Annotated in this window: 20 protein-coding genes and 1 tRNA gene; 16 read left to right on the forward strand and 5 right to left on the reverse strand. The window is 53.2% G+C overall.

What is annotated here, in order from left to right; genetic code table 11:
• Window positions 1-272: 272 nt before the first annotated feature.
• Both hemC and cobA read left to right on the forward strand, forming a co-directional pair.
• The gene (gene hemC / locus KJB30_RS03320; RefSeq protein ID WP_214296512.1) at window positions 273-1223 is read left to right on the forward strand and encodes a hydroxymethylbilane synthase; all 951 of its coding nucleotides are present in this window, start codon (window positions 273-275) and stop codon (window positions 1221-1223) included.
• The gene (cobA, locus tag KJB30_RS03325) at window positions 1220-2770 is read left to right on the forward strand and encodes a uroporphyrinogen-III C-methyltransferase (RefSeq protein WP_214296513.1); all 1551 of its coding nucleotides are present in this window, start codon (window positions 1220-1222) and stop codon (window positions 2768-2770) included. Before hemC ends, cobA begins: the two co-directional genes overlap by 4 nt.
• Before the next feature lie 138 nt (window positions 2771-2908).
• Here the strand turns inward: cobA and KJB30_RS03330 are convergent.
• Window positions 2909-2985, reverse strand: a tRNA-Pro gene (locus KJB30_RS03330).
• Between the two features lie 220 nt (window positions 2986-3205).
• Between KJB30_RS03330 and KJB30_RS03335 the strand changes: the two genes are divergently transcribed.
• From KJB30_RS03335 to KJB30_RS03350, 4 genes are all read left to right on the forward strand, one after another.
• Window positions 3206-3559 carry a hypothetical protein gene (locus tag KJB30_RS03335; protein ID WP_214296514.1) on the forward strand — a complete coding sequence of 118 codons (354 nt, stop codon included), beginning with the start codon at window positions 3206-3208 and terminating at the stop codon, window positions 3557-3559.
• Between the two features lie 312 nt (window positions 3560-3871).
• A complete protein-coding gene (gene nadA / locus KJB30_RS03340; RefSeq protein ID WP_214296515.1) occupies window positions 3872-4789 on the forward strand; it encodes a quinolinate synthase NadA in 918 nt (305 codons plus the stop codon).
• 157 nt (window positions 4790-4946) lie between these two features.
• Window positions 4947-6410 (forward strand): adenylate/guanylate cyclase domain-containing protein, encoded by a 1464-nt coding sequence (locus KJB30_RS03345; RefSeq protein ID WP_214296516.1) that lies wholly within the window; start codon window positions 4947-4949, stop codon window positions 6408-6410.
• A 100-nt stretch (window positions 6411-6510) separates the two neighbouring features.
• A complete protein-coding gene (locus KJB30_RS03350; protein ID WP_214296517.1) occupies window positions 6511-7251 on the forward strand; it encodes a DUF72 domain-containing protein in 741 nt (246 codons plus the stop codon).
• 97 nt (window positions 7252-7348) lie between these two features.
• Here KJB30_RS03350 and KJB30_RS03355 read toward each other — a convergent pair whose 3' ends face one another.
• On the reverse strand, window positions 7349-7687 hold the full coding sequence (locus tag KJB30_RS03355; RefSeq protein WP_214296518.1) for a type II toxin-antitoxin system HicB family antitoxin: 339 nt from the start codon (window positions 7685-7687) through the stop codon (window positions 7349-7351).
• Complete coding sequence (locus KJB30_RS18615; RefSeq protein ID WP_496198520.1) at window positions 7684-7830, reverse strand: type II toxin-antitoxin system HicA family toxin; 147 nt, start codon at window positions 7828-7830, stop codon at window positions 7684-7686. Before KJB30_RS18615 ends, KJB30_RS03355 begins: the two co-directional genes overlap by 4 nt.
• Between KJB30_RS18615 and KJB30_RS18620 the strand changes: the two genes are divergently transcribed.
• From KJB30_RS18620 to KJB30_RS03375, 4 genes are all read left to right on the forward strand, one after another.
• Complete coding sequence (locus KJB30_RS18620) at window positions 7768-7908, forward strand: hypothetical protein (protein ID WP_496198521.1); 141 nt, start codon at window positions 7768-7770, stop codon at window positions 7906-7908. The genes KJB30_RS18615 and KJB30_RS18620 overlap by 63 nt on opposite strands.
• 454 nt (window positions 7909-8362) lie before the next feature.
• Complete coding sequence (ltaE, locus tag KJB30_RS03365) at window positions 8363-9397, forward strand: low-specificity L-threonine aldolase (protein ID WP_214296520.1); 1035 nt, start codon at window positions 8363-8365, stop codon at window positions 9395-9397.
• A gap of 160 nt (window positions 9398-9557) precedes the next feature.
• Complete coding sequence (locus KJB30_RS03370; RefSeq protein ID WP_214296521.1) at window positions 9558-10262, forward strand: RNA polymerase sigma factor; 705 nt, start codon at window positions 9558-9560, stop codon at window positions 10260-10262.
• 32 nt (window positions 10263-10294) lie between these two features.
• The gene (locus tag KJB30_RS03375) at window positions 10295-10936 is read left to right on the forward strand and encodes a hypothetical protein (RefSeq protein WP_246545451.1); all 642 of its coding nucleotides are present in this window, start codon (window positions 10295-10297) and stop codon (window positions 10934-10936) included.
• A 76-nt stretch (window positions 10937-11012) separates the two neighbouring features.
• On the opposite strand, the gene KJB30_RS03380 is transcribed toward KJB30_RS03375, so the two are convergent.
• Together KJB30_RS03380 and KJB30_RS03385 are read right to left on the reverse strand one after the other, a co-directional pair.
• Entirely contained in the window at window positions 11013-12860 is a 1848-nt protein-coding gene (locus KJB30_RS03380) for an MXAN_6640 family putative metalloprotease (RefSeq protein ID WP_214296522.1), read from the reverse strand.
• Window positions 12860-13369 carry a hypothetical protein gene (locus KJB30_RS03385; protein WP_214296523.1) on the reverse strand — a complete coding sequence of 170 codons (510 nt, stop codon included), beginning with the start codon at window positions 13367-13369 and terminating at the stop codon, window positions 12860-12862. Before KJB30_RS03385 ends, KJB30_RS03380 begins: the two co-directional genes overlap by 1 nt.
• A 194-nt stretch (window positions 13370-13563) precedes the next feature.
• Here KJB30_RS03385 and metK point away from each other — a divergent pair, with 194 nt between their 5' ends.
• The 6 genes from metK (at window position 13564) to KJB30_RS03415 (ending at window position 18726) form a co-directional block, all read left to right on the forward strand.
• Window positions 13564-14730 (forward strand): methionine adenosyltransferase, encoded by a 1167-nt coding sequence (gene metK / locus KJB30_RS03390; protein ID WP_437179719.1) that lies wholly within the window; start codon window positions 13564-13566, stop codon window positions 14728-14730.
• Window positions 14731-14916: 186 nt separating this feature from the next.
• Complete coding sequence (gene leuB, locus KJB30_RS03395) at window positions 14917-16005, forward strand: 3-isopropylmalate dehydrogenase (RefSeq protein ID WP_214296524.1); 1089 nt, start codon at window positions 14917-14919, stop codon at window positions 16003-16005.
• A gap of 11 nt (window positions 16006-16016) precedes the next feature.
• Complete coding sequence (locus tag KJB30_RS03400; RefSeq protein ID WP_214296525.1) at window positions 16017-16283, forward strand: hypothetical protein; 267 nt, start codon at window positions 16017-16019, stop codon at window positions 16281-16283.
• On the forward strand, window positions 16264-16491 hold the full coding sequence (locus KJB30_RS03405; protein ID WP_214296526.1) for a hypothetical protein: 228 nt from the start codon (window positions 16264-16266) through the stop codon (window positions 16489-16491). Before KJB30_RS03400 ends, KJB30_RS03405 begins: the two co-directional genes overlap by 20 nt.
• Before the next feature lie 79 nt (window positions 16492-16570).
• Window positions 16571-17671, forward strand: coding sequence for an aspartate-semialdehyde dehydrogenase (gene asd / locus KJB30_RS03410; protein ID WP_214296527.1), 1101 nt, complete (start codon window positions 16571-16573; stop codon window positions 17669-17671).
• A gap of 35 nt (window positions 17672-17706) precedes the next feature.
• Complete coding sequence (locus KJB30_RS03415) at window positions 17707-18726, forward strand: aspartate-semialdehyde dehydrogenase (RefSeq protein WP_214296528.1); 1020 nt, start codon at window positions 17707-17709, stop codon at window positions 18724-18726.
• Window positions 18727-18763: the final 37 nt, after the last annotated feature.

Genomic DNA, 18763 nt, shown 5'->3' on the forward strand with positions numbered 1-18763 from the left:
TCACCCAATCCCTCTCCCACAGGAAGAGGGCAAGGCGTGCTCTCCCCCAGCGGGGGAGAGATAGAGAGGGGGCTGCCTCCGCGGGGCTTTCTCCGGGGGCGACGATCTGACTTCTGAGTAACTTCAACATAACCTACTGAAATCACATAAGCGGCACTACTGAAGTTACTCTGCGAAAAATCGGCCCCGAAGGGGGCGTAGGTCGCTATTTTTGAACAACCTATCTAAAAACCACTATCAAATAATTTAACCTCACAGAAATGGAGAAATGTATGGCCCCCAAACAATTGAGAATTGGAACTCGCGCCAGTCAGCTGGCCCTCTGGCAGGCCAACTGGGTCAAGTCCGAATTGGAAAAGAAATATCCTGGCATGGAAGTCACACTTACCAAGATCAAGACTATTGGCGATAAAATCCTGGATGTGCCTCTGGCTCAGGTAGGCGGCAAAGGCTTATTTGTGAAGGAAATCGAAGAAGCCATGCTGCGGGGCGAGATAGACATTGCCGTGCATAGCATGAAGGATGTGCCGACTGAATTCCCTGAGGGTTTAGGGCTGCACTGCATTACCGAACGCGAAGATCCGCGGGATGCAGTCATCTCTCGTAATGTTAAATTCGCGGATCTGCCGCAGGGTGCGCGCATCGGCACAAGTGCATTGCGCCGTCAGGCCCAGCTGCTGAAAGTGCGCCCTGACCTGCAGATGGTGATCATTCGCGGTAATGTGGAGACCCGCATCCGTAAGCTGACTGAGGATAATCTTGATGCTGTCATTCTGGCAGCTGCAGGACTTAAAAGGCTTGGTTTCACCGAGCAGGTGGCAGAATACCTTGATGTGGATCTTTCCATCCCGGCCATTGGCCAGGGTGCTTTGGGGATCGAGTGCCGTCTGGCGGACCCGGTGATTACTGAAACCATCGCCTTTTTCAACCATGCAGACACAAGTTATGCGGTGCGCGCGGAACGCGCCCTGCTGAAGCGCTGTGAAGGGGGCTGTCAGGTGCCCATCGCTGCCCATGGCACGGTACAGAACAACCAGTTGCGCCTGGTCGGTTTTATCGCCGCCGTTGACGGCAGTCGTTCTGTGCGTGGTGAAATAAGTGGGCCGGTGGAAGAATGTGAGCAGCTGGGAATCCGCCTGGCAGACCAACTGCTGGCTGATGGCGGCAAATGTATTCTCGAGGAAGTCTACCAGAGAGAGATATCGAGTCCCTCGCATCCATGAATTGTTCCAAAGAACATACAGGAGTTGTCTATCTTGTCGGTGCCGGCCCCGGCGATCCGGGGCTGATCACCCTGCGGGGAGTAGAATGTCTGCGGCGCGCAGATGTTGTTGTGTATGACTATCTCGCAAACGAGCAGTTATTGAATCATGCTCCACCAGCGGCAGAGCGTATTTATGCCGGCAAGATCGGCGGCAGGCACAATCAGGACCAGGAAGAGATCAACGCACTGCTGGTGGAAAAAGGACTATCAGGCAAAGTTGTGGTACGTCTCAAGGGAGGCGATCCCTTTGTTTTTGGCCGGGGAGGGGAGGAATGCGAGGCGCTGCAGTCAGCCGGTATCCCTTTTGAAGTTATCCCTGGTGTTACGGCAGCGGTCGGTGCGGCAGCATATGCCGGCATTCCCCTTACTCACCGGGATTACACCGCCTCAGTCACCCTGGTAACGGGGCAGGTAGGCAAGAATAAGGATGCATCCAGCATCGACTGGAAGCGCCTCTCCCTAGGAAATGGCACCCTCGTTTTTTACATGGGGATAACTACCCTGCACCGTAATATGACCCGCTTGATTGAGAATGGCCGCAATCCTCATACGCCGGTGGCGCTGGTTAGGTGGGGCACCACTCCTGAACAGCAGGTTCTGACCGGTACAATTGCCGATATTGCTGAGCGGGCCGCACAAGCCTGCTTCAAGCCTCCGGCAATTACTATCGTAGGTGAGGTGGTCAATCTGCGTGAAAAGCTGCGCTGGTACGATCGCCGTACTCTTTTTGGCCGCAGGATCCTGATCACCCGCGCTGCCGATCAGGCCGGAGAGTTTTCCAACCTGTTGACAGAACGAGGAGCAACGACTATTGAATGCCCTACCATACGTCTGATTGACCCTTGTCAGTGGGAACCTTTGGATAATGCACTACGGAATCTCGGCAGTTATGGCTGGCTGGTGTTGACCTCCGGCAATGCCGTGCGTTGTTTCTTCAAGCGCCTGCAGGTTCTGGGGTTGGATGCCAGGGCTCTTGCGACCTGCCGCGTCTGCGCGGTTGGTCCCAAGACAGCTGAAGTAATCCGCTCTTTCGGCATCACTTCCGATCTGATTCCAGCAGATTACAAGGCAGAAGGGGTCGTGGCCGAATTTGAACGAATTCCCATGAACGGTGTGCAAGTACTGTTTCCAAAGGCAGACGGTGCCCGGGACCTTGTGCCCCGCAAGCTGGAGCAGATGGGGGCCCGGGTCGACAGCCCGACAACTTATTGTAATATCCTTCCGGACAAGCTGCCGGCCGAAGCTCTGTTTGCCCTGGAAAGACGCTCCGTGGATTGTATTACTTTCACCTCATCCTCTACAGTGCAAAACCTGGCTAACATGCTGGGGACGGACCGCATGCTGGATATGCTTAAAGGGGTAGCTGTAGCTTCAATCGGCCCCATCACCTCCAAGACTTGTCGGGCAGTGGGACTTAAGGTGGATATAGAGCCTGAGGAATATACCCTGACTGCATTGACTGATGCGATAGATGCTTTTTTCTCAAACGAGGCGGGTTACATCTGACTACGTCAGCCTTGCCTTATTTCCGCGCGTAGATATTTCTATTCTCTCGTTTATCCTGTCTATGAACCATAACTCTGATAGTTATGGTTCGAATAAAAAAAGGGTTCAGGCTACGTGCCTTGAACCCTTAATTTTTTATGGTCGGGATGACTAGATTCGAACTAGCGACCCCCTGCTCCCGAAGCAGGTGCGCTACCAGGCTGCGCTACATCCCGAAGAGTGCTTTTTCTAGCATTCACCCTGAGTTTCTGTCAAGCGGAAAGACTCCATTGTGGCTCTCGAAAGCATTAGAGAAGGGGGGTAGTGAGTCTGTTATCGTCCATAACTAACCTCTCGCCATGTTGCACCTCCTTTGTTTTTTTTTGCTAGTATAAAGATTGCACCCCATAATCAGCCAGACAGGCGAGATCATCGTGATGTAATAAGGGGAAACCGATGGATGACAAGCTTGCAGTTCTGCTAAAGCGATTTGCCGTGGCTGCCGCTGCGCATCACGAGGCGCTCGAAGATATGGACGAGGATCGGGCAAATACACAGGCACGCATGGTTGCTGCCCTGAATGGGGCTCTGCTCCGCGAAGGACCGGGCGGCCAGGAAGGACTGCTGGCTTTGATGGAGAGCGCTATTCCCGTGGTAGCCGGCATGGCTGCCGTATATCTGCTTCATCTTTATCCCGATCGCTGTCTGGTGGTCTTGCGAAGGATTGCAGCAGAGCCCGGACTGCTGGGTTTCCGTGCAAGTGTGGCTGTGGAGCGTTGGGAATCGGGTGAATGGACTTCTTTGACATGACAATGTCTGCGGGACAAGGAACTACGGTGTCGCTGGTGGTGGTCGTGAGCCGTTAACGGATGCGCCGATTTTTCGGAAAGAGCGGTTGAATTAAGTCTCAATTCTTGTTTTTTTCAATGCTTTGAGATAGTATGCCGCCACTCAACCCCCCTGGGTAGGAGTGCTAACTCCACCTCGGTTGATTCCAAAGGGTGATGAGCCCATACATGACGTTGTGACAGGCCCAACCGGCATAAGTGGTTGGGTTTCCTTTAATCATGGATTTGAAAATGCTGAAGCCGTAGTCAAGATGACGACCGGAGGTTTCCTTATATGGCAGCAGACGACATCAAACAGCAGATCCGGCAGCTCCTTGTTGAAAGGAACGCCGTGCTGCTGGCACACAACTATATGCGCGACGAGGTGCAGGAAATTGCCGACATCACAGGCGATTCTCTTGCCCTTTCCATGGAAGCGGCCAAGACCGATGCGGATGTAATCGTTTTCTGCGGTGTCCACTTCATGGCCGAGTCAGCAGCCATTCTTTCGCCCGACAAGCAGGTGCTGCTGCCCCGCCCGGATGCCGGCTGTCCCATGGCGGACATGGTCACAGTCGAAGGACTGGAAGCACTGAAGCGTGAGCATCCGGGTGTTCCGGTGGTTACCTATGTCAACTCGTCGGCAGAAGTGAAGGCCCATTCCGACATCTGCTGCACTTCCGCCAATGCAACGTCGGTTGTACGATCCTTGACGGATAGCACGCTGATCTTCGTGCCGGACCGTAATCTGGGGCGTTACGTTGCCGGCCAGGTTCCTGATAAGAAATTCATTTTCTGGGAAGGATATTGCCCAACCCATGAACGGATGACGGTGGAGGCGGTGCTGCAGAAAAAAGCCGCTCATCCGGATGCGCTTTTCATTTGTCACCCCGAGAGTGCTCCGGCGGTCACCGCTTTGGCCGACCATGCCTGCTCGACAAGCGGCATGTATGACTACTGCCGTAAAAGCAGCGCGAAAAAATTCATCGTGGGTACGGAGGCCGGCATTCTCTACAAGCTTCGCCAGGAGAACCCGGACAAGGAGTTCATCCTCGCCTCGCCTGCCCTGATCTGTCCGAATATGAAGCTTACTTCTCTCGAAGATGTGCTCCATTCTCTGCAGACAATGACTCCTGTAGTACGTGTTCCCGAAGATGTGCGAGTAAAAGCCAAGGCTGCTCTGGATAGGATGCTGGCAGTGCCTCGCGACTAGATTCGATCGCCAATCCCGTTAAACCTAACCTCCCTCGACACTGCTGCAGGGAGGTTTTTTTATATTTGATACCACTTTAAAAATTGATCTAAATTAATAATAAATATATAACTTGCTGCCGGTATAGTGATTCTTCAAGCACATATGCGAGGAACTTATGAAGTTTCGGACACGGCTTCTGCTGGGTATCATGCTTGTTGTTCTGGTCAGCAATCTTCTGCTTTTCTCCCTCCTGTATCTTAAAACCCACTCTGCATTATTTAAAGAAATACAGACCAGCGCCATTTCCATAGTTGCTTCAAGCTCAGTACTCCTGGATGGTAACCTGCTTGCCGGCATCAAAGTACGGGAGGATGAATCTTCCGAGGCATACCGGAAGGTCGTGGAACAACTCAGGAGTATCCGTAACGCAAACAGGCGCAGTGATACCAGGGTAGCCTACTTGTACACCATGATGAAGTCTCCCCAAAATCCAGCGGTGATTGTTTTTGGTGTTGATTCGGAGGAAAAGCTTGAGGACAAGTCACACATTGGTGATGTGTACAAGGGGACCTTTGGCGGTGATTTCAAGATCGGGGACAATAATTTCGTAGATGATGTGCCGAGTAGAGATCAGTGGGGAGAATGGATCACGGCCTGCGCACCGGTGAAAAGCAGCAATAGCCAGGTAGTGTCAATGCTGTGTGCGGACCTCGATTTTGCGGATGTGAAAAAAAAGACAACCACCAGGCTTGTCATCTGCGGGGTTATTTCACTCGTTGTTACCATGGCCTTCGCACTGCTGACAGCAGGATTCCTTTCACGGCGTTTGAGCATGCCGATCCAGTCCCTGCTTGGTTCTCTCAAAGAAATTGGCAAAGGTAACTTTGAACATCGCATGGAAGCTCCGCAGGATAACGAGTTTGGAGAGGTGGCTCGAACGGTCAACTCCATGGTTGATGGCCTCAAGCAGCGGGATATGCTGAAAGGAGTGTTTGCCCGTTATGTATCAGACAAGATATTGGATTCGATGCTGGAGCGGGGAGAGCAGCCGCGTATCACAGGAGATCGGCGCAGGGTAACCGTACTTTTCTCGGACATCAGGAATTTTACTGCCCTGTCCGAGCAACTTAGTCCCGAGGAAGTGGTCAACATCCTGAATGAATATTTCGAGGCGATGGTTGACATCATCTTCAAGTATCACGGAACTCTGGACAAGTTCATCGGGGATGGGATGATGGTTGTTTTTGGTGCGCCGGAGGATGATAATTGTCAGGAAGAACATGCGATCAAAGCCGCTTTGGAGATGGGTCGTGAGTTGAGTCGATTGTGCGACAAATGGAAACATGGCAAAGACGCAGCGATCAGTATTGGCATAGGCATCAACACTGGAATGGCTATAGTGGGAAACATCGGGTCTCACCGGCACATGGAATACACTGCTATTGGTGATACGGTAAATCTCGCCTCACGTATTGAATCTCTTACCAAGGATGCCGGTCACTCCATCCTCGTGTCTGACTATACCTACGTGAGCGTCAAGAGCCAGTTCAGCTTCAGGCGCCTGGATGACTGCAAGGTCAGAGGGAAAAAGGACTCCGTGGTGGTGTATGCTGTTATGGGCGATACGTCCCCGGAATGACAGCGGCCTCCATAACCGTAAAATGGCGACCTTCGGGCCGCCTTTTTTTATCAGGTATACTTGTAGTGGGTGTTCATCTGTCTCAGAACCGGTGACGACTATGGCTCACACTAATATCGGGTGCAGCGGATTCAGTTATGACCACTGGCTGGGCACCTTTTATCCCGAAGGTTTGGCCAAGAAAAAATGGTTGGAGTATTACTGTTCAAAATTTTCTACTGTTGAACTGAACGTCACTTTTTACCGTCTGGTCAAGCCGACTACTTTTGAACAGTGGCGTGATGAAACACCGGCAAATTTCACATTCAGCGTCAAGGGCAGCCGCTATATCACGCATATCAAACGCCTGGCCCTGCCCGAAGATGCGCTGGAGCGGTTTTTTGAGGGAGTGCTGTACCTGGAAGGAAAATTGGCAGCAGTCCTGTGGCAGCTTCCACCTAATATGTCATCCGACCTGGATTTGTTTGCACGGTTCCTTGAAAGCCTCCAGCGCTACCAGGTCAGAAATGTCTTTGAATTCCGGCATGCAAGCTGGCTTTCAGATGATGTTGTTACCCTCTGTCGTACTCATCGTGTCTCACTCTGCATGGCCGATTGGCCTCCGTTTATCTCCACAACGCCGCTGACGGCAGATTTGGTTTATATCCGTCGCCATGGGCGCAATGGCAGCTACGATGGCCGTTATTCCCTGGAAGAGCTGGCTGCGGATGCACAACGCATTAGGAATTATATGAAAGCCGGCAAGGATGTGCTGATGTACTTCAACAACGATATGCATGGACATGCGCCGCGTAATGCCCTGGAGCTAATGGATCTGCTTGGGAAGAAGGATCGGGAATAATAAAAAAGGCGACCTTGCGAGGCCGCCTTTTTTATTATCCAATAGTGAGTCGTGCAGACAAAAGGAAGAGTGAAAAACGAAGAAGCGGCCGAAGAGGTCAGTGGCCGTGCGCCGCACAGTCTGACAGAAGTTCAACTACCCAGGCATTTATGCTCTTGCCATGCGCGGCAGCTTGTGTAGCAAGACGCTGGTGTAGCGCAGGGGGTACTCTCAAATTGAATTTTCCGGAAAAATGCTTGCGCGGCGCGACCCCGTCTTCAGCACACATTTCGAGAAAGGCATTGAGAGAAATCTCGCCTTCTTTCCGCAGATCATTAACCGTGCTGGCATAAAAGTCGGCACCCCCGTTAATCCCAATAAATTCTCCACGGAACATGTCGATTTCAGGGTCGTATGAAATGACAGCGTCATATCCGTTGATGTTCATGTTGTTCATGGTTTAACCCCATTTTCCTCGAGCCACTTCCGAATAGAAGCGATAGCTCCTTTGTCCGTATCCGGTGAGGGATGCGGGCGATGAAAGACACGACGATCACCAAAGAGACGCACCCCTACGCGGGAGCCTTCTCGCTCGGTGATCTCAGCGCCAAGCTCTCTGAAGAGAGCAAGAATATCTGGCCACTGAACGTTACCAGGGACAGGATGTGTAAAGATTGACTCAAGCGTTTTATGATGTTTTCGCTTCATGTTCTCTTAGTACCATTATTTAGTACCAGGGTCAAGCCAGAGCGTCTTAATAAGTACAACACTGATCGGTGATCTCTAAATCCGTTAGTGATACGTTCCATATTTCGCAACTTCGCTACGGAAAGAGGGAAGTGTCCTTAATTTTTTAATAGTTTTTAGTGATTTATCTGTTAGCAGGTTCCGGTCGATTCAGGTTTTATGCTCGATAAAAATATTGACGTGCGTAGGGGTGCGGGGGTAGTTAAGAAGCCTTCATCTGCAGGGTTGGTTGAAGAGTGGTTAGAGGAAGAAATGTTCCATTTGGGGGGATGAGCAGTTCACGCGCGTGCGCGCGTGAACTGCTCAATGCAGAGTTGGGCATTTGGGTAATGACAAATTGAATCGCAACTACCGCGAAATGGGAAAAAGATATTTGAAGGGGAACATGATGACCGGACATATGATTGACCTTCGCAGCGACACCGTGACCCGGCCGACGCCGGAAATGCACGCCGCCATGACGGCCGCGGAGGTGGGCGATGACGTGTGGGGTGATGACCCCACCGTCAACAGGTTACAGGCCGCCGTGGCGGAGCGTAGCGGCAAGGAGGCCGCCCTGTTTCTGCCTAGCGGCACCCAGAGCAATCTGGCGGCGTTGATGGCCCATTGCGAACGGGGCGACGAGTACATCGTCGGCCAGCTTGCCCATGCCTACAAGTTCGAGGGGGGCGGGGCGGCGATCCTCGGCTCCATCGTGCCCCAGCCCATAGAGAATGCGGCCGACGGTTCGTTGCCGCTGGACAAGGTGGCTGGCGCCATCAAGCATCACGGACCCGGCCTGGGGGCGCACTTTGCCCGCACCCGGCTGCTGGCGCTGGAAAACACCTTCAATGGCCAGGTATTGCCGGCCGACTACGTGTGCCAGGCCGTGGCCTTGGCCCGTGAACGGGGGCTTGCCACGCACCTTGACGGCGCCCGTATCTGTAACGCTGCGGTGGCGCAGGGGATCACCCTGGCGCAGGCCTGCGAGGGTTTCGATTCGGTGTCAATCTGTTTTTCCAAAGGACTGGGGACGCCGGTGGGGTCGGTGTTGGTCGGCCCGCAGGATTTCATCGAGCGTGCCCATCGCTGGCGCAAGGTGCTGGGGGGCGGCATGCGCCAGGCCGGCTTCCTGGCGGCGGCATGCCTGTACGCCCTCGATCATCACTTCGAGCGGCTGGCCCAGGATCACGCCAATGCCGAGCACCTGGCCAGGGGGCTGGCGAACATCCCCGAGGTGACGGTCACGGGGCAGGCGACCAACATGGTCTTCGCCGGTTTCCCTGAACAGCATTGCGCTCCGCTGGAGGCCTTTCTGGCCGGACGCGGCATGGTAATGCAGGTGTCGCAGTCATCGCGTCTTGTCACCCATCTCGACGTGAGCCAGGCGGACATCGATGCCTTTGTGACCGCAATCAAGCTGTACTTTGCCAAGGGCTGATCGTTAATCCTGGGAGTTGTTTAGGAACACTTCCATATTTCGGAGTTATTTTAGGGACTCTTCCATTTCGGAACATCCGGCAGGGAAGTGTCCCTGTTTTTTTTTCTAAAATCCGGGAACCTTTTTCATCCCCCATGCATCTACAGAGTAAGAGATATGAATGGAGGTCAAAGAGATGACTTCAACTGAATTGAATCCAGGCATGGCATCGGACATCGAGATTGTCCAGCGAGTTATCGGCGGCGACACCGCCAGCTTTGAGTTGATCATGCGCAGATATAACCGCCGGCTGTACCGGATCGCCCGCTCGGTGCTGCACAACGATGCCGATGCCGAGGATGTGGTTCAAGATGCCTATGTCAGAGCTTACCAGCACCTCGACCGCTACCAGGGCAGAGGGGCCTTTTCAGCCTGGCTGGCCAAGATTACCTTCAATGAGGCCCTGGGGCGCCTGCGGGGTGCCGAGGCCCGGACGCAGGTTTCATTTGATGACCCGGAGGAGAGCGAGGAGGCTAATTTTATGGCCAACTTAAATTTAACACTGCCCAGCCCGGAGATGAACGCGGCCCGGGGGGAAGTGCGCCGCCTGCTGGAATCGGCCATTGACGCCCTTCCGGATTCCTACCGGATGACGTTCATCATGTGCGGGGTAGAAGAGATGTCAATTGCCGAGACCGCCGAGTGCCTCGATATAGAGCCCGCTACCGTCAAGACCCGCTATCACCGGGCCCGCAAGATCCTGCAGCAGCAGCTTGCCTGCCTGGTTGACTCCACGGCGGGCGAGGTATTCGCATTCGACGGCCAGCGTTGTGACCGGATTGTCTCGGGTGTGTTCCTGAGACTCAATGACCTCAGGCGGAGCTAACGCTTGGGGCCGATATTGGAAAGGAGACGACCATGTTAGCGACTATTCTGAAAAAATCAGTTCTGATCACGGCAGTACTCCTGATGGCTGCCGCCCCTGCCATCGCCCATGAGGGCAAGCATATGACCAAGGAAACGCCCAAGGCGGTCGAGCTGCGGGAAACGCTGCGCGACCTGTGGGTGGGACATATATTCTGGGTGAGGAATGTGGCGTTGATGACTAGACTGGGAGATAAGGTGGGGGCCACGGTGGCCGAGGAAAATGTGGTCAAGAATGCCCGTGCGATTGCCGATTCGATTGCCCCGGTCTACGGCAAACCGGCTGCTGATAAGCTCTTCGGCCTCTTGGCCGGGCACTACGGCTCGATCAAGGAGTACATGGTCGCCGCCTATGTCGGGGATCAGAAAGGCAAAGATGTGGCGGTTGACAAGGTTAAAGCCAATGCCACCGAGATCGCTGGTTTCCTGAGCGGGGCCAACCCGAAATGGTCCAAGGACACCCTGGTGTCGCTGCTGTTTGCCCATGGCGGCCATCACATGGCCCAGATCGATGCCTTGATGGTCAAGGATTATGCCAGCGAGGCTCAGGCCTGGGATGTCATGAACAGTCATATGCTGATGATCGCCGATGCGCTCGGCCAGGGCATTGTGAAGCAGTTCCCGAAGAAGTTCTAAGCCATCTTAAGGCAGGACGGGGAAACAAAAAAGGCGACCTTGCGGGGCCGCCTTTTTTTGTATCCGGGATATGAAATTACTTCGCGTGGCTGTCAGCAATTGCTGTCAGGCGCCGCACCCTGTAAAGAGAGGCGCCTGCAGCGACCATAAGCAGGCCTCCGAGTACGAGGGGGTATTTGACGGCGAATATAAGCGGTGCCAGCATCAGGCGTACCAGCATCCGCAGCGATTCGTGCCTGGCAATAAAGTCGGCAACCGGCGGGCTCAGCTGGTAGTAAAGTGCCACAAAAGCGCGGCCAGGAGCATTGGTCAGAAGGACATGATCGCGGAAATCGCGCAGCACCTGGACTTGTGGGTGCAGATAGCTGCCATAGGCTGCCGTGGCGATGAAGCATCCGCCACCACCGCCACCGCCACCGTCGGTGGAAGCAGTACTTGGCTCTGTTACAGGGTTTATGGTGCCATCAGTACTGAAGGAAGCCACGTGGTTGTCTGCGTCGGTGGTGTTGGTAATTAGAAGCACTACTTCATCAGTAGCGGGATTAAGCGCTCCGAATCCCACTATGGTGTACGATGACCCGGCCCCTGCGTTGGTGCCGATTTCACTGATAGTTCCGGCCGTTTTTTTAAAAACTGCTGTCTGGATGCCGCTGGTCTTGGTGACGGTAATTGTCAAGTCGCCAATTGCCGCGGGTCTGAACTTGTAGTAGGCAAAGGAGTAATGCGGCAAAGTGATGGATGGTACCGGGCTGCTGGCCGTACTGTTAACAGGATAGGCGCTGTAGGTGCCAACCGGTACGTATAGATGGACACGGTTTTCGTCCGTGGGATTTGTCCAGCCCCTGGTATAAACACGCTTCGTAAAACCAAAAAAATCTGCACCAAGAGAAGTATTAAAGGGTGCTCCAATCAGCAGGGTTTCCAGAACAGGCACCATACGGATATCTGCGTTGTTTCCTGGAGGATCGAGCGTGGCAAGCCTGTCCCAGCTTGTTTTGATTACACCGGTGCCATGCTGTTCGGCAAGATAGCGGTTGAATATCCAGCGGCCATAGCCTGCGCCGGTTCCGGTGGCGTCGGTGCCGACGGCCAGATCCAGGCTGGCGGTAGTATTGTTGAGCCAGCCGGCAATATAGTTGTAGTTCTGACCGACATTGCCGTAGAGCTCAGCTTCCTGCCAGGTTGAGGTAGCTTCCGCATACCATACATCGAAGAAGAAATTGTATCCGTACTGGATCGCGTGGTGATACTCATGGGCTGCCGTGATTTGCAGACTCTCCAGAGGAGTGTATGGGCCTCCGGTGGCATCCGTATAGATACTGTCAGTATAGTTGTTGTCAATTTCAAGAAAGCTTGAGAATGCATGAAGAAAACCGGTGGAAGCGGCAGACGCATCTGATGTTGTAAGGCCATAGAGCCGCGCTGGCGCCAGATCTCGCAGGTACACGTGGTACCTACCGTCAACGGAATTGGTTGGTGCAAGGCGCCAGCCGCGACTGATATAGGCATTTGCCACCTCATCAAAAGTCTGAGCAACTGTCTGTACCCATAATATCGAGGGGACGGCATCTCCGCCTGCAGTGGTGTAATGGAGGGTGAATCTCCCAGAGGGAGATATGAGAGTAAATTTAGTTGAATCTGTACCTGTTAATACCGGCGCTGCCAACTGTTTTGCCAGCGTTTTTTGTGTAGTCGCCTCCAGTTTATTCCAGTCGCGCTGCAGTCCGTGCTTATCAGGGGTGCCACATTTCGGCAGAGCTGAATCAACCGCAGTGGGCAGGGCGACAGCCTTTTGTAGCGCAGTTGGAGTGGCAACACCGAACCTGGCAAGATACTGTTCATCCAGTACCCCGGCACAAGCCAGGGAAGCCAGAACAAGCGAGGTTGTTGCAGTGAGCCCCAGTCGGAGAAGAAATTTTTTCATCAATCCACCATCCTTTTGCCGCTTCGCAATGAAGCCAGCGTTGTTGTGCCGCTTTTGATAACAACTTCGATTGCAAGTGGCGGGGTGCCGATGCGATAGGTCCCGGCATCCAATACTGCCGTGAAATAACCAAGCTGGTCAGTCTCAACTGTTTTTGCCAACTTATTCCCGGAGAATATATTTACCGGTGCCCGAGAGGCAGGAACATGCCCTGGTCTTCCACCTAGTTTGCCGCCGCTGCTCTGAATATAGCTGATACCTGCCACAGCTCCCTTGCCGGCGGGGAGCGCAACGGCCTCGACCTTGGCTGGTTCCGTCAGGAGAACAGGGAGCGAACCGTCACGCACCGCTATAAAAGATCCTTCCCCTGGTTGACCTGCCACAAATTCCTGGCCATTAAAGTGGTAGTAGTTCCAAGTTGTTCCCTGCCGTTTTGCTGAAGCAGAGGCTGACAGGCAGAGTGCGATCACAATCAGTCCGGAAAGCAGAAGATTTAAGCCGTTTGACATTAAAATAAGCCCTTCAAGTTAAATTAACGACCGTGTTTTAGTATACTGCAAAATAGATGGCAGTGAAGTCAACTGGAATGAATTCGGGCTATCTTTGCTTGACAAATCAATCACCTGTCTATAAATGTAATGGTCCACTAAGACTCAAAGTTGTCATTTTTGAAATCAAAATAGAGAAGCGAGAGGAGTTGTCAATGGCTGAAAAATTCATCTTTACCTCCGAATCGGTATCAGAAGGGCACCCCGATAAGGTTGCAGATCAAATTTCAGATGCGATTCTGGACGCAATCCTGGCACAGGATCCCAGAGCCCGTGTGGCCTGCGAAACCATGGTCACCACCGGAATGGCGGTCATCGCCGGCGAAATCACCACTAATGCGGTGATTAATTATCCTGAAATAGCCAGAAATACCATCAAGGAAATCGGCTATACGGATTCTGAAATGGGCTTTGATGCCGATACCTGTGCAATACTGGTTTCTGTTGACAAGCAGTCTCCGGACATTGCCCAGGGTGTCAACGAAGGTGATGGTCTGCACAAGGAGCAGGGAGCAGGCGACCAGGGACTGATGTTCGGCTATGCCTGCAATGAAACCCCGGAACTGATGCCGATGCCGATCCAGCTCTCCCACCAGCTGGTGAGCAAGCTGGCTGAAGTGCGCAAATCGGGCAAGCTCTCGTTCCTGCGTCCGGACTCAAAATCGCAGGTTTCCGTAGAGTACGTTAACGACAAGCCGAGCCGCATTGATACGGTAGTTATTTCAACCCAGCATACTCCGGACGTAACTCACAAGCAGATCGAGGAAGGGGTCATCGAAGAGGTGATCAAGAAAGTTATTCCTGCACATCTGCTTGATGCCAATACCCGTTACTTCATCAACCCCACCGGCCGTTTCGTTGTTGGTGGCCCCATGGGAGACTGCGGTCTGACCGGCCGCAAGATCATCGTCGATACCTATGGCGGCATGGGTCGCCACGGCGGCGGCGCGTTCTCCGGCAAAGATCCTTCAAAAGTCGACCGTTCCGCAGCATACATGGGGCGCTACGTAGCCAAGAACCTGGTTGCCGCAGGACTGTGCGACCGTTGTGAAGTACAGGTGGCCTATGCCATTGGTGTTGCCCAGCCGGTTTCGATCATGGTGCATGCCTTCGGTACTGCCAAAGTTTCTGAAGAGCGTCTGGCAGAGCTGGTACGTGAAGTGTTCGACATGCGTCCCCGCGCCATTACCGAGCAGCTTGACCTGATGCGCCCGATTTACAAGAAAACTGCTGCCTATGGACATTTCGGCCGAGAACTTCCGGAATTTACCTGGGAGCGCACCGATAAGGCTGCCATTCTGAAAGAAAAAGCGGGCATTTAATCTCTACAGGATCGTCTACATAATATGCAGTGCACAAGAGCCGGGGCGTTGAAAGAATGCCCCGGCTTTTAAATTTCTGTTCTATTAATTTCTGTTCTTTAGTTGACAAAATAACGCTTGAAAAACTACTATATTATGATTGTTTGCAGGTTTATTCCTGCTCCTATTACCATTTAGGGGGAAGTGATGGCACAGACGTATAAGGTTGCAGTTTTGCCTGGTGACGGTATCGGGCCCGAAGTGATGGCTGAGGCACTCAGAGTGCTGGATGCCGTTGAAAAGAAACACGGTGTCACCTTTCAACGTACTCACGCAAATGTAGGCGGAGCGGGCATTGACAACGAAGGCAAGGCTCTGCCTGATACTACCGTTAATATTTGTAAGGCGAGCGACGCGATTCTTTTCGGCTCTGTTGGCGGCCCAAAATGGGAAACCCTGCCCCCGGATGAGCAGCCCGAGCGGGGAGCGCTCCTCCCGTTGCGGAAAATTTTCGGTCTTTATGCCAACCTTCGTCCCGCAATCATTTTCCCTTCCCTGACCGGCGCTTCATCGCTCAAGGAAGAGGTTATCAGCGGCGGCTTCAATATTCTGGTGATCCGTGAGTTGACCGGCGGTATCTACTTCTCCCAGCCCAAAGGTATTGACGGTGTTGGAGCAGCACGGGTAGGCGTGGATACGATGCGCTACAGCGTGCCGGAAATCGAGCGTATCACCCATGTGGCTTTCCAGGCTGCAATGAAGCGCGACAAGAAAGTCTGCTCCATCGACAAGGCAAATGTGCTTTCCACCTCTGTACTATGGCGCGAGATCGTCACCACTATTGCCAAGGAATATCCGGAGGTTGAGCTTTCTCACATGTATGTGGACAACGCCGCCATGCAGCTGGTCAAGTGGCCCAAGCAGTTTGACGTGATTCTCTGTGAGAACATGTTCGGCGACATCCTCTCCGATGAGGCGGCCATGCTTACCGGCTCCCTCGGCATGCTCCCCAGCGCGTCGCTGGCAGAAGGCACCTTCGGCATGTACGAGCCCTCCGGCGGCTCGGCACCGGACATTGCCGGTCAGGGGATTGCCAACCCGATCGCCCAGATCCTCTCCATGGGTATGATGCTCAAATTTTCTTTCGGCATGATCGAAGCTGCAGATGCCATTGATAAGGCTGTGGCTACAGTGCTGGACAAGGGCTACCGTACCCGCGACATATTCCAGAACATAGCCGGTGAAAAGCTGGTTAATACGAAAGAAATGGGCGACGCAATCATTGCCGCACTGTAAAGGCTATCGCCATGTTTTTCGTTATTGTCGGTGATATCCATCAAGCAGAGACTTTTGCAACCGGCTCGGGAATCAGGGAGATATCACGGCTGGAGAAACAGTATGGTAAGGGCCGCTGGCGTAAGCGCAAGGGAGTTGCTACAATTCGATTAGTCGAAGGCGGTTTGTTTGTTGCTGAGATTCACTGGTATGAAGCGACCGGAATTGGCAAGAAAGAGTTTAAAATCAAACAATTGCTCCGGGAGGTATCAGAGGGCCATGATGAAAAACAGTCGTAAACTGTTTGTCTGCATACACAATGAAGGTTATGCCGTATCCCTTGATGTTAGAAAAATTTACCAAGGAGTTACGGATGTTGATGCCGAGCGAATGGGGCTGATTCGGGTCATCGACGAATCGGGCGAAGACTATCTCTATCCCAAGGCATGTTTTGCCCCGATTTCTTTGCCGGTATCTGTGCGTCAGGAGTTGAAGCTGGCAGCTTGAGTTATTGTGGTGGAAATCCAACTTATAGATAAATATAAATATGTCTTTGCTAATAAATTAACTGAAAGGAACCATGACTATGAAAGTCGGAATAATTGGTTGGCGCGGTATGGTTGGCTCGGTGCTTATGCAGCGGATGCAGGAGGAAGGTGATTTTAATACCGGTATTGAGCCGGTCTTTTTCACCACCTCCCAGGCAGGACAGCCTGCTCCCATGAATGCTGGCACTCTGAAGAGTGCTGATGATATTGCTGAACTGAAAAAACTGGATATTATTCTCACCTGCCAGGGTGGCGATTATACCAAAGCTGTTCATCCTGAACTGCGCAAGCAGGGCTGGAACGGTTACTGGATCGATGCCGCCTCAACTCTGCGCATGGAAGACAATGCGGTCATCATTCTCGATCCGGTCAATCGCAATGTGATTGATGCTGCACTGGCCAACGGCCAGAAGGATTTCATCGGCGGCAACTGCACCGTCAGCCTGATGCTGATGGGGTTGGGCGGACTCTTCCGCGCCGGGCTGGTTGAGTGGCTCTCTTCCATGACTTATCAGGCAGCCAGCGGCGCCGGGGCACCCAACATGCGCGAACTGCTCTCCCAAATGGGGGGCCTGTATGGTGTTGTGGCGGAAGAGCTGAAAAACCCAGGCTCAGCTATTCTTGAAATTGACAAAAAGGTTACCGCCACCCTGCGCGATGGCTCCTTGCCCACCAAGGAATTCGGCTTTCCCCTGGCCGGCAGTGTGCTCCCCTGGATTGACCGCGAGGTGGAGGATGGCCAGAGCCGTGAAGAGTGGAAGGGTTTCTCTGAAACCAACAAGATTCTCGGCACTTCTGCACCGATTCCGGTGGATGGCATCTGCGTTCGGGTCGGCGCCATGCGCTGTCACAGCCAGGCCATCACTATCAAGCTGAACAAGGACCTGCCGATCGCCGAGATCGAGAGCCTGATTGCCAATGACAATCAGTGGGTAAAGCTGGTACCCAATACCAAGGCTGACTCGCTGAAAGATCTGACCCCGGCGGCTGTATCCGGTTCGTTGACCGTGCCGGTCGGTCGCGTGCGCAAGATGAAGATGGGGCCGCAGTACATTCAGGCATTCACCTGCGGCGACCAGCTTCTCTGGGGTGCGGCAGAGCCTCTGCGCCGCATGTTGCGTATTCTGACCGATAAGTAAGCTTAACTAATAACCACTTTAGGATCACAAACAACATGAGTAAATTGTGGAATATCGCTGTAGTCGGCGCCACCGGCGCTGTTGGCGAACAGATAATCGAATGCCTGGAAGAACGTGATTTTCCGGTAGGTACAATCAAGTATCTGGCTGGTGCAGGCAGCGCTGACCAGATACTTGAATTTAAAGGCAAAGCGGTCATGGTGGAGGAGTTGAACCAAGACTCCTTCAGTGGCACTGATATCGTCTTTTTTGCTGCAGAAAACGAGATCTCCCGCGAATTCTGTCCATTCGCCTCGAAAGCCGGCGCCATCTGCATTGATAGCTCCAGCGCCTGGCGCATGGACTCCGATGTGCCGTTGGTGGTGCCCGAAGCCAATCCCCATGCAATTGCCGGTTACACCCGCAAAGGCATCATCGCCAACCCCAGCCCTGCTACCATTCAGATGGTGGTGGCCCTGAAGCCGCTGCACGACTTTGCCACCATCAAACGCATCGTGGTTTCCACCTACGAGGCAGTTTCCGGTGCAGGCAAAAAAGGGATCGACGAACTGCACGGGCAGATTACATCCATGCTGCAGGGACTCCCTGTCGACTCAGAAGTTTATCCCCATCGTACAGCCTTCAATTGTCTGCCCCAGGTCGGCGTCTTCGGAGATAATGGCTACACCGAAGAAGAGATGAAGCTGGCAAACGAGACACGTAAGATCATGGAGGCGGAGATCAAAATCACCGCCACTGCCGTGTTCGTGCCGGTTTTCTATGGCCATTCGGAATCAATCAACATTGAGACCCAGGCCAGGATTACTGCAATCAAGGCAATGGAGCTGATCGGCCGGGCCCCGGGATGCGAGCTGGTGGACGACGCTTTCAATCAGGAATACCCCATGCCGATCAATGCTGCCGGCCAGGATCTGGTGCATGTCGGCCGTATCCGTCAGGATGATTCCGTTGAAAACGGACTCAACCTCTGGGTGGTGGCAGACAACATCAGGAAAGGTGCTGCCATTAACGCAGTGCAGATTGCTGAGATCCTGATCGAAAAATATCTGAAGTAGCGTATTAAGAAATAACATTTTCTCCAGTAAACGCCCC

Source organism: Pelotalea chapellei (genome assembly GCF_018531195.1).
Classification (GTDB): domain Bacteria; phylum Desulfobacterota; class Desulfuromonadia; order Geobacterales; family Pseudopelobacteraceae; genus Pelotalea; species Pelotalea chapellei.

Bases quoted from the DNA above. Each gene is read 5' to 3' on its own strand.
- hemC (WP_214296512.1), top strand. From the start codon at position 273: ATGGCCCCCAAACAATTGAGAATTGGAACTCGCGCCAGTCAGCTGGCC.
- cobA (WP_214296513.1), top strand. From the start codon at position 1,220: ATGAATTGTTCCAAAGAACATACAGGAGTTGTCTATCTTGTCGGTGCC.
- KJB30_RS03335 (WP_214296514.1), top strand. From the start codon at position 3,206: ATGGATGACAAGCTTGCAGTTCTGCTAAAGCGATTTGCCGTGGCTGCC.
- nadA (WP_214296515.1), top strand. From the start codon at position 3,872: ATGGCAGCAGACGACATCAAACAGCAGATCCGGCAGCTCCTTGTTGAA.
- KJB30_RS03345 (WP_214296516.1), top strand. From the start codon at position 4,947: ATGAAGTTTCGGACACGGCTTCTGCTGGGTATCATGCTTGTTGTTCTG.
- KJB30_RS03350 (WP_214296517.1), top strand. From the start codon at position 6,511: ATGGCTCACACTAATATCGGGTGCAGCGGATTCAGTTATGACCACTGG.
- KJB30_RS03355 (WP_214296518.1), bottom strand. From the start codon at position 7,687: ATGAACAACATGAACATCAACGGATATGACGCTGTCATTTCATACGAC.
- KJB30_RS18620 (WP_496198521.1), top strand. From the start codon at position 7,768: ATGAAAGACACGACGATCACCAAAGAGACGCACCCCTACGCGGGAGCC.
- ltaE (WP_214296520.1), top strand. From the start codon at position 8,363: ATGATGACCGGACATATGATTGACCTTCGCAGCGACACCGTGACCCGG.
- KJB30_RS03370 (WP_214296521.1), top strand. From the start codon at position 9,558: ATGGAGGTCAAAGAGATGACTTCAACTGAATTGAATCCAGGCATGGCA.
- KJB30_RS03375 (WP_246545451.1), top strand. From the start codon at position 10,295: ATGTTAGCGACTATTCTGAAAAAATCAGTTCTGATCACGGCAGTACTC.
- KJB30_RS03380 (WP_214296522.1), bottom strand. From the start codon at position 12,860: ATGAAAAAATTTCTTCTCCGACTGGGGCTCACTGCAACAACCTCGCTT.
- KJB30_RS03385 (WP_214296523.1), bottom strand. From the start codon at position 13,369: ATGTCAAACGGCTTAAATCTTCTGCTTTCCGGACTGATTGTGATCGCA.
- metK (WP_437179719.1), top strand. From the start codon at position 13,564: ATGGCTGAAAAATTCATCTTTACCTCCGAATCGGTATCAGAAGGGCAC.
- leuB (WP_214296524.1), top strand. From the start codon at position 14,917: ATGGCACAGACGTATAAGGTTGCAGTTTTGCCTGGTGACGGTATCGGG.
- KJB30_RS03400 (WP_214296525.1), top strand. From the start codon at position 16,017: ATGTTTTTCGTTATTGTCGGTGATATCCATCAAGCAGAGACTTTTGCA.
- KJB30_RS03405 (WP_214296526.1), top strand. From the start codon at position 16,264: ATGATGAAAAACAGTCGTAAACTGTTTGTCTGCATACACAATGAAGGT.
- asd (WP_214296527.1), top strand. From the start codon at position 16,571: ATGAAAGTCGGAATAATTGGTTGGCGCGGTATGGTTGGCTCGGTGCTT.
- KJB30_RS03415 (WP_214296528.1), top strand. From the start codon at position 17,707: ATGAGTAAATTGTGGAATATCGCTGTAGTCGGCGCCACCGGCGCTGTT.